The organism is Acinetobacter soli (assembly GCF_018139125.1).
GTDB lineage: Bacteria > Pseudomonadota > Gammaproteobacteria > Pseudomonadales > Moraxellaceae > Acinetobacter > Acinetobacter soli.
On record NZ_CP073241.1, the window covers coordinates 2945097 to 2959265 of the forward strand.

Annotated in this window: 13 protein-coding genes; 7 read left to right on the forward strand and 6 right to left on the reverse strand. The window is 44.9% G+C overall.

Features of this window, described 5'->3' with window-relative positions; genetic code table 11:
- Window positions 1-30: 30 nt before the first annotated feature.
- Window positions 31-1263: a phosphoglycerate dehydrogenase gene (serA, locus tag KCV09_RS13510; RefSeq protein ID WP_004934348.1), complete on the reverse strand. Its 1233-nt coding sequence runs from the start codon at window positions 1261-1263 to the stop codon at window positions 31-33.
- A 358-nt stretch (window positions 1264-1621) separates the two neighbouring features.
- On the opposite strand from serA, the gene KCV09_RS13515 reads away from it, so the two are divergent.
- The 6 genes from KCV09_RS13515 to KCV09_RS13540 all read left to right on the forward strand — a co-directional run bounded on the left by KCV09_RS13515 (window position 1622) and on the right by KCV09_RS13540 (window position 7077).
- Window positions 1622-3031, forward strand: a complete 1410-nt coding sequence (locus tag KCV09_RS13515; RefSeq protein WP_004945052.1) for an FAD-binding oxidoreductase — start codon at window positions 1622-1624, stop codon at window positions 3029-3031.
- A 102-nt stretch (window positions 3032-3133) separates the two neighbouring features.
- Window positions 3134-3508: a hypothetical protein gene (locus KCV09_RS13520; RefSeq protein WP_151814896.1), complete on the forward strand. Its 375-nt coding sequence runs from the start codon at window positions 3134-3136 to the stop codon at window positions 3506-3508.
- A gap of 169 nt (window positions 3509-3677) precedes the next feature.
- On the forward strand, window positions 3678-4352 hold the full coding sequence (locus tag KCV09_RS13525) for a CsgG/HfaB family protein (protein WP_151868949.1): 675 nt from the start codon (window positions 3678-3680) through the stop codon (window positions 4350-4352).
- 17 nt (window positions 4353-4369) lie between these two features.
- The gene (locus tag KCV09_RS13530; RefSeq protein WP_004934356.1) at window positions 4370-4738 is read left to right on the forward strand and encodes a DUF4810 domain-containing protein; all 369 of its coding nucleotides are present in this window, start codon (window positions 4370-4372) and stop codon (window positions 4736-4738) included.
- Window positions 4735-5409 (forward strand): DUF799 domain-containing protein, encoded by a 675-nt coding sequence (locus KCV09_RS13535; RefSeq protein WP_212515275.1) that lies wholly within the window; start codon window positions 4735-4737, stop codon window positions 5407-5409. The genes KCV09_RS13530 and KCV09_RS13535 overlap by 4 nt, the downstream gene beginning before the upstream one ends.
- A 120-nt stretch (window positions 5410-5529) precedes the next feature.
- Window positions 5530-7077, forward strand: coding sequence for an anti-phage dCTP deaminase (locus KCV09_RS13540; protein ID WP_053469632.1), 1548 nt, complete (start codon window positions 5530-5532; stop codon window positions 7075-7077).
- A gap of 41 nt (window positions 7078-7118) precedes the next feature.
- On the opposite strand, the gene KCV09_RS13545 is transcribed toward KCV09_RS13540, so the two are convergent.
- Together KCV09_RS13545 and KCV09_RS13550 are read right to left on the reverse strand one after the other, a co-directional pair.
- Window positions 7119-7433, reverse strand: coding sequence for a putative quinol monooxygenase (locus tag KCV09_RS13545; protein WP_151796041.1), 315 nt, complete (start codon window positions 7431-7433; stop codon window positions 7119-7121).
- Window positions 7430-8062, reverse strand: coding sequence for an NAD(P)H-dependent oxidoreductase (locus KCV09_RS13550; RefSeq protein ID WP_151814899.1), 633 nt, complete (start codon window positions 8060-8062; stop codon window positions 7430-7432). Before KCV09_RS13550 ends, KCV09_RS13545 begins: the two co-directional genes overlap by 4 nt.
- Window positions 8063-8565: 503 nt before the next feature.
- Between KCV09_RS13550 and craA the strand changes: the two genes are divergently transcribed.
- Complete coding sequence (gene craA, locus KCV09_RS13555) at window positions 8566-9795, forward strand: chloramphenicol efflux MFS transporter CraA (protein ID WP_055414886.1); 1230 nt, start codon at window positions 8566-8568, stop codon at window positions 9793-9795.
- Window positions 9796-9803: 8 nt separating this feature from the next.
- On the opposite strand, the gene yccS is transcribed toward craA, so the two are convergent.
- From yccS to KCV09_RS13570, 3 genes are all read right to left on the reverse strand, one after another.
- Window positions 9804-11954 carry a YccS family putative transporter gene (yccS, locus tag KCV09_RS13560; RefSeq protein WP_212515276.1) on the reverse strand — a complete coding sequence of 717 codons (2151 nt, stop codon included), beginning with the start codon at window positions 11952-11954 and terminating at the stop codon, window positions 9804-9806.
- A gap of 184 nt (window positions 11955-12138) precedes the next feature.
- Complete coding sequence (locus tag KCV09_RS13565) at window positions 12139-12750, reverse strand: NAD(P)-dependent oxidoreductase (RefSeq protein ID WP_004934372.1); 612 nt, start codon at window positions 12748-12750, stop codon at window positions 12139-12141.
- Between the two features lie 252 nt (window positions 12751-13002).
- Window positions 13003-14112, reverse strand: a complete 1110-nt coding sequence (locus KCV09_RS13570) for an AI-2E family transporter (RefSeq protein WP_212515277.1) — start codon at window positions 14110-14112, stop codon at window positions 13003-13005.
- Window positions 14113-14169 lie beyond the last annotated feature (57 nt).

Genomic DNA, 14169 nt, shown 5'->3' on the forward strand with positions numbered 1-14169 from the left:
CTGTGCTGTGGCTTTTCAAAACATACAGGCTTAGAACAAGACGCGAACGCGAATTGTGCCTTCAACCTGATTGAGCATGTCTAGGGCTTCTTGAGACGCCGATGCATCGACATCCATAATGAGATAGCCAATGTCACCCTTGGTCATCAGGCTTTGGCCTGAAATATTGACATTTTGCTCTGCAAACAGGTTGTTGATTTTAGACAACACACCCGGCACGTTTTTATGGATATGTAATAAACGATGTTTGCCTTCAGTCAGTGGCAATGCGATTTCTGGGAAGTTCACCGCAGAAAGCGTCATACCTTTGTCTGAATACGCAACAAACTTTTCAGATACTTCAAGTCCGATGTTCGCTTGCGCTTCCATGGTTGAACCACCCACGTGCGGTGTTAAGATGACGTTATCTAGACCACGCAAGGCAGATACGAATTCTTCACCGTTTGCTTTTGGCTCTTTCGGGAATACGTCAACAGCCGCACCCGCAAGGTGACCAGATTTTAGCGCATCGGCCAAATCTTCGATGATCACACACGTACCACGTGCCGCATTTAAGAAGATTGCGCCTTCTTTCATTTTGGCAAACTGTTCTTTCTTGAAGAAGTTACGTGTAGACGGTACATCAGGAACATGTAAGGTCACTACATCCGCAGTGGCCAGAAGTTCGTCGAGTGAACCGACTTGACGCGCGTTCCCCATTGGAAGTTTGGTTACTGCATCGTAATAAATCACGTGCATACCCAGACTTTCAGCCAATACTGAAAGCTGAGAACCGATGGAGCCATAACCAACAATACCTAATGTTTTGCCGCGTGTTTCATACGAACCCACTGCAGATTTGTCCCAACCACCGCGGTGACAGACTGCCGACTTTTCAGGGACACGACGCAAAAGAAGGATTAATTCCGCAAGCACCAGTTCAGCCACTGAACGGGTATTGGAATAAGGCGCGTTAAATACAGGAATACCACGTGCCATTGCTGCTTTTAAATCTACCTGATTGGTTCCGATACAGAAACAACCCACTGCGATGAGCTTGTTCGCAGCTGCAAAGACATCTTCGGTTAATTGAGTACGGGAACGAATACCAATAAAGTGAGCATCTTTAATGGCGTCTTTTAACGCATCGCCATCCAGTGCTGTTTTACGATAATCGATATTGGTATAACCCGCTGCATGAAGCGTGTCGACGGCGTTTTGATGAACGCCTTCTAACAACAAGAAACGAATTTTGTCTTTAGGTAGTGATAGATGTTGGCTCATTACGGCTCCGCTACAAAGGCCAAATTTAGTCGCGGTATCATATCACAGAGTCATGCAAGTTGTTCATTTCTTATATACCGACTTGTCATCGGAAAGCGTGTATTTGCAGGGGAAATGTCGCGCCATCATGCCCCGAAGCGGTGCGTTTTATAGATTTATTCGTGTTTTCTTACAAGTTTTAAAAGCGAATATGCATTATGCGTGCGTATACGCTTTATCCGCTCGGCGCTTACATGTAAAATAAATAGACTGCTTGGCTCTCAGACTTGAGATGCTTAAGAGGCCTTGCCCGTATTGCGCTTGTGCCGTGATGCGATGGTCTCTTCCCACCTGTTACTTCTTGCTAGGTCTGCAAACGATGAACGCTCCAGTCGCTTTAACACCTGAGTTACTCACCCAATTAACGGCAATTGTCGGTGAAAACCGCATTAAAACAGATGCCGATAGCCTTGAAAATTGGGGGCGGGACTATACAAAGCATTTTGATCCGAATCCATCCATCATCGTATTTCCGTCGACTACGGAAGAAGTTCAAGCTGTGGTTCAGCTTGCCAACCGCTTTAATGTTGCGATTACGCCATCTGGCGGACGTACCGGACTTTCAGCAGGTGCTGTTGCAGCCAACGGTGAAATTGTCATCAGCATGGACAAAATGAACCAGATCCTTGAGTTTTATCCTGCAGACCGTATGGTGCGTGTGCAGGCAGGTGTGGTGACCGAACAGTTGCAAAACTATGCCGAAGAACAAGGCATGTATTATCCGGTCGATTTTGCCTCTGCGGGTTCAAGTCAGATTGGCGGTAATATTGGCACCAATGCCGGCGGTATTAAAGTAATTAAATACGGCATGACCCGTAACTGGGTGCTCGGTTTAACCGTGGTCACCGGTAAGGGTGATGTTTTACGTCTGAATAAAGGCATGATCAAAAATGCGACGGGCTATGCCTTACAGCATTTGTTTATTGGTGGCGAAGGTACCTTAGGCCTGATCACAGAAGCGGAAATCAAACTTGAGCGTCAACCGCACAACTTACAGGTGATGGTACTGGGCGTACCAGATTTTGATGCGGTCATGCCAGTTTTACATGCGTTTCAAAAAGAAATTGACCTGACTGCATTTGAGTTCTTTGGCGAATTGGCCATGCAAAAAGTGCTCGATCACGGACATGTTCAGCGCCCGTTTGAAACCCAATGCCCATTTTATGTGTTGCTTGAATTTGAAGCGCCGTATGAGCCTATTATGGACAAGGCGATGGAAATTTTTGAACACTGCATGGAACAAGGCTGGGTATACGATGGTGTAATGAGCCAGACACTGGATCAGGCAGCCAACCTATGGCGTTTGCGTGAGGATATTTCAGAATCGATTGCGCCGTTTATTCCGTATAAAAACGATATCTCGGTGTTGATTACTCATGTACCGGCGTTTATCCGTGAAATTGATGCCATTGTACAAGAAAACTATCCGGACTTTGAGATCTGCTGGTTTGGTCACATCGGTGACGGCAACCTGCATTTGAATATTTTAAAACCTGAAAACTTAAGCAAAGACGAATTTTTTGCAAAGTGTCAGGTGGTCAATAAGTACGTATTTGATACGGTTAAAAAATACGATGGCTCGATTTCTGCCGAGCATGGTGTGGGCATGACCAAAAAGCCGTATCTGGAGTACTCACGTTCTGCTGAAGAAATCGAATACATGAAAGCACTGAAAAAAGTATTTGATCCAAAAGGCATTATGAATCCGGGTAAACTCTTTGATTTATAAGCAGAATCATGATGTGTGACTACATAGTTACCACATTGTAATCCTTTAGGGCGTAGCATCTTGATGCTACGCTTTTTTATTTTCAAGATGTATTGGATGACGATGTTACGATTAGCTGCGATTTCAGGTTTATGTGTGGGACTCATGACCGGCTGTGCCACCACCAGTAAATTGATGCCGTTTAAGGACAAAGCAGGCCAAACGCCAATGCAACAGGTGCTCCATGCGCAACCTGAAATTGCCAAAGATTATCAAAATACCTCGATAGAGCAGGTATTTAACCGCGCCGAGTCGCCGACTGTGTCACGTATTACCGTGATTCAAACCAGCTTGCTAGACGATTCAGTCCGTGCGATGCGTACCGAATATATGTTTAAGCGCCTCGACAATGCATGGCAATTGCAAAATAAACAACAGAGTTACCAGTGCGCACGCGCTAAATCACATCGTGGTTTTCAAACGGCAAAGTGTAATTAATTCTATTGTATGTGGGTCTAGATTCATCTGTGCCCGATGGATGGCGCTATACCCGCATGTATTTATTCGACCGATCACGCACTAAAATAAGTCCAATCTAAAGATATTAAGCCGCGTTAAATTTTTTTATACTATGTGTTCTCTTTAAAACCATATCTTTAATTAAACAATGAAAAATGTATTGATTCTCAGTGCGCTGGCAGCATCTGCTCTTATTAGCGCATGTTCAACAACAGAAACATCTAAAACAATTCAGAGCCCGCAGGTTACTGCTGCAACAGCTCAAGTAAGATACGCAGGGGTAAAAACACCAGTTTCGATTGGTAAATTTGATAATCGCTCAAGCTACATGCGCGGGATTTTTTCAGACAACGTCGATCGTTTAGGCGGACAAGCCAAAACCATTTTGGAAACCCATTTGCAGCAATCGGGCTATTTCTCGGTTTTAAATCGCGATAATTTGTCTGAACTCAAACAAGAAGCAGGCTTTAGTAACGGCACACAAGCCATCAAGGGTGCGCGTTATGTTATTACTGGTGATGTCTCTGAATTTGGGCGCAAGGAAGTCGGCGATCAGCAGTTATTTGGTATTTTGGGCCGTGGTAAAGAGCAGATTGCCTATGCCAAAGTCAATTTAAATGTGGTGGATGTACGCACCTCTGAAGTAGTGCATTCGGTGCAAGGCGCTGGTGAATATGCGCTGAGTGCCCGTGAGGTGTTGGGCTTTGGCTCTACCGCTTCATATGACTCAACCTTAAATGGCAAGGTTCTGGATTTGGCTGTACGCGAAGCTGTTAATCATTTGGTGACCGATATCCAGTCGAATCGTTGGTCGATGCAGTAATAGCCGAGCCACCGCAAATGAAAAAACTAATTCTATTGAGCAGCTTAAGTGTGCTGTTTACAGGTTGTGTTTCTGCACCCAAATCGTTGTATAGCTGGGGAAGTTATCCTGAGCAGTCGTACTTGATGTACAGTGCGCCGCAGAAAGCCACGCCGGCCGCGCAAATTATCAAGCTTGAAGCCGATATTGAAAAAGCGAAGGGCAAAGGTCTGGCTGTTCCGCCAGGACTATACGCACATCTTGGGCTAATGTACCTCCAGCAAGGCAACAGCCAAAAAGCAGGCGAGTATTTTCAGCTTGAGAAGCAGGTGTATCCTGAATCGAGCATTTTGATGGATCGTCTTTCGAAAAAACTCACGGCAAGTACGGGTCAGGTACGCTCATGAAATCACTTTTAATGTCGTTTGGCCTTGCTGCAACCGCACTGATGACAGGGTGTGCCAGTTCGACTGCATTGCAAAAAGACACCACGGCCTATCAGCAGCATATGCCTAAATCTATTCTGGTTTTGCCACCGGTCAATGATTCACCCGATGTCAAAGCGACCTACAGCTATTGGTCGAGTGTAACCGTACCGGTTGCAGAAGCGGGTTATTATGTATTCCCGCTGGCTGTTGTCGATAGCATGTTTAAAGAAAACGGGGTCACCAATGGCAGCGATGCACAATCGATTGCACCGCAGAAGTTGCAGGAGATTTTTGGGGCCGATGCCGGGTTGTATATCCGTGTGAAGGAATACGGATCGAGCTATCAGGTGCTACAGAGTGTGACCACAGTGGCCGCCGATGCCAAATTGATCGATCTGAAAACCGGAGATGTGCTCTGGAGTGGCAGCAAGCGAATTGCGCAGTCGAGCAATAACGGCAATGGCGGTTTGATTAGTGCTCTGGTCGGTGCATTGGTCGAACAGGTTGCCAGTAGCTTAAATGACCGTGCTTACCCAATTGCCAGCGCAGTCAATTATCAAATGCTTACACCAACGCCTGCAAATCCGGGAATAGGGCTACTTTATGGCCCACGCTCACCGCAGTTTCAGCAGCAGGCGAGCGTGAAATAACCGCTTGTTGATTACCAAGTATGATTTCATTCAGATCGCAGCGGACCAATGTGCCGCATGCGATCTTTTTTGATCTAAACACGTTACACTAATCAAGTCTGTCAATCTGTTTGCTGGAGAATGCGGTTGCTAGAGCAAATACAAAAAGTAAGCAATGAACTGATTATTGGTTTAGTTGGGGCGGTGGGAAGTAGTCTGAATATCCTGACCACTACACTCACCGATCTGCTAGAAACCGAATTTGCTTACGACGTCGAGATTATTACGGTATCCAAAGATATTCTGGCGCAGCATGTCGACGAGCCAGCACATCCACTGAATGCATTTGAACGGATTTATCGTTATATGGATGTCGGCAATCAGCTGCGCCATGACCACGATACCGACTTTTTGGCCCTTCAGATTGCACGTCTGATTGCCAAGCACCGTCAAGCATGGCAGGCACAACATCCAGACCAAGATGCAAGCCAGCGCCGTGTAGCCTATATCATCGATTCGTTAAAGCATGAAGCCGAAATTCAGGCGCTCAGACAAATTTATACCAATGGTTTTTTTCAGCTGTCGTTGTATGAATCAAAAACGGCGCGTCACAGTTCATTGATTCAACATTATGGCATTAGCCCGGAAAGTGCCCGCATCTTGATTGAGCGCGACGAAGGCGAAGCCAATGCTTATGGTCAGCACACCAGTGAAGCGTTTCACTTGGCCGATTATTTTTTAAAGCTCGATAAGTATAATCCTGAACAATCACGTCAACCTGAGCTGGAGCTACGGGCATCGTGTTTACGCTTTTTAAGAATTCTGTTTGCAGACCCGTACATCACGCCAACCTTTAACGAGTTTGCGACCTATATGTCGTTTACTGCCAGTGTACGTTCAGCCGATCTGTCGCGACAGGTTGGGGCAGTCATTGCGCGTAACAATACGATTTTAGCAGTGGGATCGAATGATGTACCGAAATTTCAAGGCGGTACTTACTGGCCGTATCTAGATGATGAGACAGGCGAGGTACGCGATCTCGAATCGGGCCGTGATTTTATGCGTGGTTTCGATGCCAATACCATTGAAAAAAATAAAATTATCGATGACCTGTTTCAGCAACTGGCTGAGGTGATTGATCAATCGGTGGAGCAAGAACGAACAGCGCCATTAAAACTTCAAATTCAGCAAATCTTAAAAGAAAGTAAAATCAAAAAAATTACCGAATATGGGCGGGTGGTCCATGCTGAAATGGATGCCTTGCTCAGCTGTAGTCGAAGCAACATTTCAACACAAGGGGCGACATTGTTTGTAACGACTTTTCCGTGTCATAACTGCGCCAAACATATTATTTCTGCCGGTATTGAAAAGGTCGTTTTTGTTGAGCCATACCCTAAAAGTAAAGCCCTGATGATGCATGAAGACTCCATCATGCAAAAATGGGAGGGTCGAGAAGCGGCCGATCAGCCAAAGTTAATCTTTGAGCCATTTGTGGGCGTTGGTGCGCGTAGCTTTGTCAATCTGTTTTCGGTGTCGCTGGGGATTGGACGTAAACTCAAACGTAAATCCAAAGATGGGTATGTGTTGCAGTGGGATGGCAAAACGGCGCAGCCACGCTTGCCGATGTATGGTCAATCATACCACGAGCTAGAACAACAGATTGAGCAGTTGCTCAAAGACCAAAATTAAAACAAGGCCCAACGCTGGGCCTGTTATATCGCCCTAATCCCTTAGCACGCATGATCCAGAATACGAATATCAACCTCGATCACGTGTGCTTTTACACGCGTCTGATAAGCTTGCATATGTGCAGTCTGTAAATGTGCCTCTAAATGTGCAACGCTTTCCCAATGTTCAAGCATGACGATTGACTGTGCATCGTGACGTTGAAAACTGACCTCAGACGCATGATCAATCATCGGCTGGTAACCATGGCAGCCATCTTCTGCAAGCACTTCAGTGCGAATACTGTGTAGGGCAGCCAGCACGGCTTCACGATGCTCGTCACCTGCGTGGGTTTTAATTTCGGCAATCACGGTAATCATGCATGCTGCTCCTGATCGTGCTGCTCAGAAGATGAAGATAGAGCAGTCGATGCAAATACGGTTTCAAGGTGTCGACGATACGCCGTTTTATAGGCCTCGACTTCTGGCTGCTTAATCACGTCGTTGGCAATAAAGGTTGGTAGTGCCGTCATACCTAAAAACTGGTTGGCTTTATGAAAAGGGAGATACACACCATCGACCCCTACACCATGAAAGAACTGATCTGGATCTTCAAATGCATCGAGTGGGGCATTCCACGTTAAGGACAGCATATACTGTTTGCCTTGAATCAGGCCACCTGATCCGTAAGTTTTCGTACGATCTGAGCGGCTACGGCCATCGCTTGCATACAAACTGCCATGGCCTGCGGTAAAGACATCATCGATATACTTTTTAACTGTCCACGGTGCGCCCATCCACCAGCCGGGCATTTGATAAATCACCACATCCGCCCAGAGATATTTTTCAACCTCTGTATCTGCATTGTATTTACTGTCTGCACGCGTAACCTGTACCTGATGCCCCAGTTCATTCAATACGTCTGTGGCGAATTCGGCCAGGGTGTCATTCAGTTCACCTTTGGAATGTGCAAAGGTTTTTGCACCATTAATCAGTAAAATTTTGCTCATAGGATTGGGTAGAAATTGTAAAAATTGAAGGCAGTATAAAGCACATAATGTTGCTGAAAAATGCTGGAATGAGAAAAATATTATTGATTAAAAATCATGAAAATATCTATTTACACAGTCGAACTGAAATTTTTACACTTCAATTTCAATCGGATTAAAATAACATTTAGCCTGTGATTGTGTGATTTCAAGCTAAAACAAATCAGCTGTTTTAAGTGGTCTTAGCAGACCGTCAACAATTCTCGCATCGACGATTTAAGTCAAAAATGCTAAAATCATTCCATTGAAATACAGATCAGGCATTATGCAAATCGTGCTTCAAAACGCACACGCAGCATAATGATCTTGGCTTTATTCTCACCTTGTATGCAGGGTGAATTTTATTGAGCAGTTCAGCTCGTGATTCATATCAATTTTTTAATACTTGGTGCTCGTCATCAGGGGCTTTATTTTTTCAAAAATACCGATGCTCGATAATGAGCATGTGAGATACGTTGAGCATCATGCAAAAGAAACACACTACTTCCCTAAATCGTGCAACGTTGATGTTTCCGCTGGCCTTGGTGCTGTTTGAGTTTGCGGTCTATATCGGCAACGATCTGATTCAGCCAGCGATGTTGGCCATTACGCAAGACTTTGGTGTTAGTGCCACATGGGCGCCGTCGTCGATGTCGTTTTATGTTCTTGGCGGTGCCTGCGTGGCTTGGCTGCTGGGGCCATTGTCGGATCGTTTGGGGCGTAAGCGTGTTTTGCTGGCTGGCGTCTTGTTCTTTGCAGTGTGTTGTCTGCTGATTTTACTCACACACAATATGGCCCAGTTTTTGGCATTACGTTTTTTACAAGGCATTGGTTTAACAGTAATTTCTGCTGTGGGTTATGCGGCTGTTCAGGAAAATTTCGAAGAGCGGGATGCCATTAAGGTGATGGCACTGATGGCCAATATTTCGTTATTAGCACCATTGCTTGGCCCGGTACTGGGCGCTTTTTTAATTGATTATGTTTCTTGGCACTGGGGATTTGTCGCCATTGCTGCCTTGGCTTTTTTAAGCTGGTTTGGGCTGAAAGCCAAAATGCCGAGCCAGCAGCAAAGCGTAACCCGTCAGCCATTTATATATTTATTCGATGATTTTAAACGCATTTACAGCGATAGCACCTTTTTAGGCCTCACGCTGGCACTCCCACTGGTGGCGATGCCATTGATGCTCTGGATTGCGTTATCCCCGGTGATGCTGGTGGATGAGCTAAAACTGAGCAGTGTGCAGTATGGTTTGGCTCAGTTTCCGATTTTTCTGGGGCTGATTGCGGGCAATATTGTTTTAATTAAAATCATCGATAGGTTGACTTTAGGTCGCACCATTTTAATCGGACTGCCGATCATGCTATTGGGTACTTTGGTGCTCATGGTTGGAGCGATCTGGCAGCAATATCTCATACCATGTTTATTACTCGGAATGACTTTGATCAGTTTTGGTGAAGGTCTCAGCTTTTCGGTGATTTACCGCTTTGCATTGATGTCTTCACCTGTGGCCAAAGGCACAGTGGCCGCAGCGGTATCCATGTTATTGATGTTTAGTTTTTTCCTGATTATTGAACTGGTACGCGCGCTTTATGTCGAGTTTCATATCATGGCATTTAGTTTATCTTCGGTGTTTTTAATTGCATTATGGTTTGGCTTTCCGCGTAAGGTACTGCTGCAACAAATGCGTATCCGCCAAGCCAATGATCAATTCTAACTTAAGCTTTAACGAATCTCTTGCTGCAACAGTTGCGTACGTAAGTTGATCAGCTCGGGAAGGGTCTCCAAAATCAAACTGATCTGTTTGAGTACCAGCATCAGGTTATCGGCGCCTGAGTTGCTTTGTGCCAAACGCTCAATTTCACACAATTGTTGTTCGATTTGACCCTGAGGCAATGGCTGGTGCTGCTGTAAAACGGCATGCAGCATCTGCTGACATTTTTGCATGAGTGTCAAAATCTCTGGATCCTCCATCTTTTCCCGATGACTCCCCAAAGCCGAAATGTAACTTAACTGACTGTGGCTATAAACCAAGTAGCGAAAAGCCGAATGAATTAATTCGGGGTTCGGGTGTGGCTCTGCACTAAGACTCGAAATCATGGTCGAGAGTTCAATTTGGCTGTTGTGTGCCAAGCGCCGAGCAATCCGGTACGCCATGCTATTATTGCGGCCCGTTTGATATTGCTCAATCACAGAAGAAAAATACGCCACACAAGCTTGGCTACTGTTACGAATATTGTTGGAAATATTGCGAAAATTCCAGTCAGGCCAGATGAAACTGACCGCAAACCAAGCCACGGCACAACCGAGTAAGGTATCGATCACACGCGGTAAAATAATCGCGTAGCCTGCACCTTTTAAATTAAAAATTAGCAAAACCATAAGCGTGGCCATACTGGTGGCCAGCGCGTACTTTTTTTGTCTGAGATAAAAGAAAAACACCCCACAGATCACGGTGATCATGAGTTGCCCATCAACGCTGGGAACAAAATACAGGATGGGCAAACCAAATATAACGCCGAGCAGGGTGCCAAGCGTACGCAATCGTAAGCGACTTTTGGTCGCAAAATAAGTCACCTGACAGACAAACAGTCCGGTCAGTAAAATCCAGTAGCCATTTTGCGCAAAAGGCAGCAGCGAGATGAGCGAACCGGCGGCAAACACAAAGGCGATACGCGTGGCATGACGAAATAAGGCTGATTGAGGCGTCAGATGCTGACGAAACTTAAGCCATAAATCCCGTATGCCATGAATATCGTCATCCAGTAAGTTCAGGTTATCGATATGATGTTGCATCCGCTGTGGATAGGTGGCTTGAAGATCATCGAGGTTACTCAGTTGATCATCCAGATTATGTAAATTCTTTAAAATTAATTTGAGATTTTTTACCTCGATGTTGTGCGGGTTTTCGGCAATCCAGTCTTGCATCGACAGCTCTAGTTGCAGCAATGACTGCTTGATTTCAGGTCTAGGCTGATAGGGTTGGCGACTCAGAATGCATTGGCTTAATTGTTCGCAGGCCTGTGCTTGCAGGCGAATATTTTTTTGAATCCGAAAAATCAGATCGCTGCGGCTAAAATTGCGCTGAATTTGCTCATAATGCAAATAGTTGGCGCTGACCTGTTCATGGATGTCTTGTGCGACAAAGTATAAATGTAACCATTGCATACTGTTTTTATTGACCCGCGATGCCTTTAAACGGCTGAGTAATGAACTTTTGGCACTGTTTAGACTTTGCACGGTTTTGCTGTTTTCGAGTGAAAGTTCAAACAGCAACTGCTCAACATTGTCGAGATTATCGGGATCAAATAAGCGTGACTTTAAGGTGAGTACTTGCGATAGATTTTGAAAAATCTGAGCCAGATTGTCTTGCACGGCAAGTGTAGGCTTGATCATAAAAAACAGCACAGAGGTCAGGCCGTACCAAAGCACACCATAAACAAAATATAGGGGTTGCTGATACCAGTGTGTGTATTCTCCTAATCCAAAAAGGGTATAAACAGACAGCAGCACAGTACCAAATGAAATGGTCGCATAACGTTGACCAAGTGAACCCAGCAAAATTAAAAAGCCACTCGATAACGACAGGTACACAATAAAAAAAGCGGGATAGGGCGCCAGTAACTCAAGTATGGTACTGACCACAAAAAATAGTACCGACACATACATTAAATTGCGTAAACGAATAGTCAAGCGGTCATCAAAATCGGTGAGGGCGGTTGCAATTGCACCCAGCGTCACTGGAATGATCAGTTCATCTAGACCTAAGCTTCGAAGCCCCAAGGTGGTCCCGAGCAAAACAATAAAAATCTGGACGCAATACACCAGCGTTGCATTAATTTGATAAGACGACAAAAATTCAAAGCGACTGCGCATAAATGTTATAGTTGTTAAGTTTTTTATGTGTGTAGATTGGGCTTTTTTACACAGGCTGTCAATCCGTTTACCGTATCATCGCTACTAGCACGCTCATGTAAAAAAGGAGCCATTAAAAGGCTCCTCTTTCAAACTGCGAACAAGAATGCAGTCATTAACATCGACTGAAAATCAGAAACTGAAATTAATAACCTACGGTAAAGCGTTCCTGAACATGGTTGCGCTGTTCAAGTTCATCGGCCAATGCAACGGCAAAGTCCTCGGTTGAAATTTTACTGACATCATCGGCAACCAGCAGTTCATCTTTACCCAAACGAAACTCGCCGGTACGTTTACCCGGGCCGAATTCGGCAGATGGCGAAATATAGGTCCAGTCCAGATCGTCAATCTGTTTTAATTTATCCAGAAAATGTCCTGCTGCCTCAGCTTCGGGACGATACGCTTCTGGGAATTCTTCTGTATCGATTAATCGAACATTCTGATGCGGAACATGTAAGCTACCTGCGCCGCCCACCACGATATAACGTTTCACTTTCGATTCGTAAATGGCTTTGAGCAATGCATTAGCATCGAGGCCATGAAAACGCACTGAACTGATCACTGCATCTTGGCCTTTCAACGCATCGACCAAAGCATCGTGATCATTTAAATCTAATGCAACCGCCATAACGCGTTCTGTTTCTGCAACTTTATGAATATCTCGAGCAATTGCCTTAACATAGTGACCGCGTGACACCAACTCTTCTAAAATTCGAGAACCCGCCATACCTGTTGCACCAATTAATGCAATTTTCATATTTTATTCCTCTGACGTTTATAAAATGCACAAAAATAAAAGTGACTGATTCAAAACTATGACAGTTCGTTTTGTAAATCGCGTTCAGTTTATGTCCGTCAGATGTAAATCAAGGTAGTGCTTTGATGACCAAATAGACGCTTGTGTAGCAGTTTTTTCACAGATATGCGGGAGTTTAATGAGCAATGTAAATGGTTTTTGTACCCATCATGTGGATAACTTGATTGTTATCCACACGAACATAAGGAGGCGTTAGAGTTTTGGGTCGTCCAGATTGTCGTAAATCATTGTGGTTTTAGGCATTGGTTCCGGTTCGATATTTTCATGCAGCCATTCGCGCCAGATCGCCAAAAGAACTGCCAAAATAACCGGGCCAATAAAGAGTCCGACCAGTCCAAAGCTGGCAATTCCACCCAATACACCAAACATGATCAGCAAAAATGGAATTTGCGTCGCGCCAGAAATGACCAACGGACGAATTACATTGTCGGAGGTGCTGACAATACAAACTCCCCAAAGCATGACCCCAATCGCACCGACCATCTGGCCTTGAGAAAATAACCATAAGGCCACCGCGCTATAAGCCAGCGGTGTACCAAATGGAATTAACGCCAGCAAGAAAGTGACTAGGGTCAGTACCATCGGGTTAGGGACGCCTGCGACAAAGTAGCTCAGCCCGGCCAAAATAGCCTGTGCCACAGCAGTCAAACCCACCCCATATACCACCGCACGTGTGGTTTCAGAAATCGTATCTAAATAATGATGAATTCGAGGGCCAATCACCATTTCGAGGGCTTTACTCACTTGCGATAAAATCGTTTGACCATCACGGTAGAAGAAGTACAACGACAGCAAAGCAAAGCACAGTTTGACCAGATTTTTACTGATTTCACTTAATACAAAGCGCCCATAGCCCATATGGCTTTGCAGCCAAAGGGTCACGTTTTGGGTAATATTGCTCGGATTGGTATTGATTTCATTGAAAATACGTACAATTTCCTTACCTACAATCGGTAGGTCACGGACAAAATTTGGTGCGTCCAGATGCCCAGAAAAGATTTGCTGCTGTAACTCAATAAACAGATTGCGCCCTTCATGCTGTAAAATAAACACCGCAAAGGTAAGCGGAACTCCAATCACTAAAATGATAATGCTGATCATGATGGTGGCGGTCAGATTCGGGCGATGTTCACCAAAAAAACGCTGAATCCGTTTGTATAGCGGCCACGTCATATACGCAATAATCGCTGCCCATACCACAGGAACAATAAAATATTTCAGAATGTGAAAACCCAAAAGCAGCAGGATAATCAACAAACCGAATAATAAAGCACGTTGCAGGGTTGGCGCGTATTGTTGCACAGAACTCTCTAAATCATGATGGGCGAGGCCAAATCATATTAACTGAAAATAACTGAC

What these genes read in the sequence shown, in the direction of transcription:
- KCV09_RS13565 (WP_004934372.1), bottom strand. Translation starts at nt 12,750, where the DNA reads ATGAAAATTGCATTAATTGGTGCAACAGGTATGGCGGGTTCTCGAATT.
- KCV09_RS13540 (WP_053469632.1), top strand. Translation starts at nt 5,530, where the DNA reads ATGCGGTTGCTAGAGCAAATACAAAAAGTAAGCAATGAACTGATTATT.
- KCV09_RS13550 (WP_151814899.1), bottom strand. Translation starts at nt 8,062, where the DNA reads ATGAGCAAAATTTTACTGATTAATGGTGCAAAAACCTTTGCACATTCC.
- yccS (WP_212515276.1), bottom strand. Translation starts at nt 11,954, where the DNA reads ATGCGCAGTCGCTTTGAATTTTTGTCGTCTTATCAAATTAATGCAACG.
- KCV09_RS13545 (WP_151796041.1), bottom strand. Translation starts at nt 7,433, where the DNA reads ATGATTACCGTGATTGCCGAAATTAAAACCCACGCAGGTGACGAGCAT.
- KCV09_RS13525 (WP_151868949.1), top strand. Translation starts at nt 3,678, where the DNA reads ATGAAAAATGTATTGATTCTCAGTGCGCTGGCAGCATCTGCTCTTATT.
- KCV09_RS13515 (WP_004945052.1), top strand. Translation starts at nt 1,622, where the DNA reads ATGAACGCTCCAGTCGCTTTAACACCTGAGTTACTCACCCAATTAACG.
- KCV09_RS13530 (WP_004934356.1), top strand. Translation starts at nt 4,370, where the DNA reads ATGAAAAAACTAATTCTATTGAGCAGCTTAAGTGTGCTGTTTACAGGT.
- KCV09_RS13520 (WP_151814896.1), top strand. Translation starts at nt 3,134, where the DNA reads ATGTTACGATTAGCTGCGATTTCAGGTTTATGTGTGGGACTCATGACC.
- KCV09_RS13535 (WP_212515275.1), top strand. Translation starts at nt 4,735, where the DNA reads ATGAAATCACTTTTAATGTCGTTTGGCCTTGCTGCAACCGCACTGATG.
- craA (WP_055414886.1), top strand. Translation starts at nt 8,566, where the DNA reads ATGCAAAAGAAACACACTACTTCCCTAAATCGTGCAACGTTGATGTTT.
- serA (WP_004934348.1), bottom strand. Translation starts at nt 1,263, where the DNA reads ATGAGCCAACATCTATCACTACCTAAAGACAAAATTCGTTTCTTGTTG.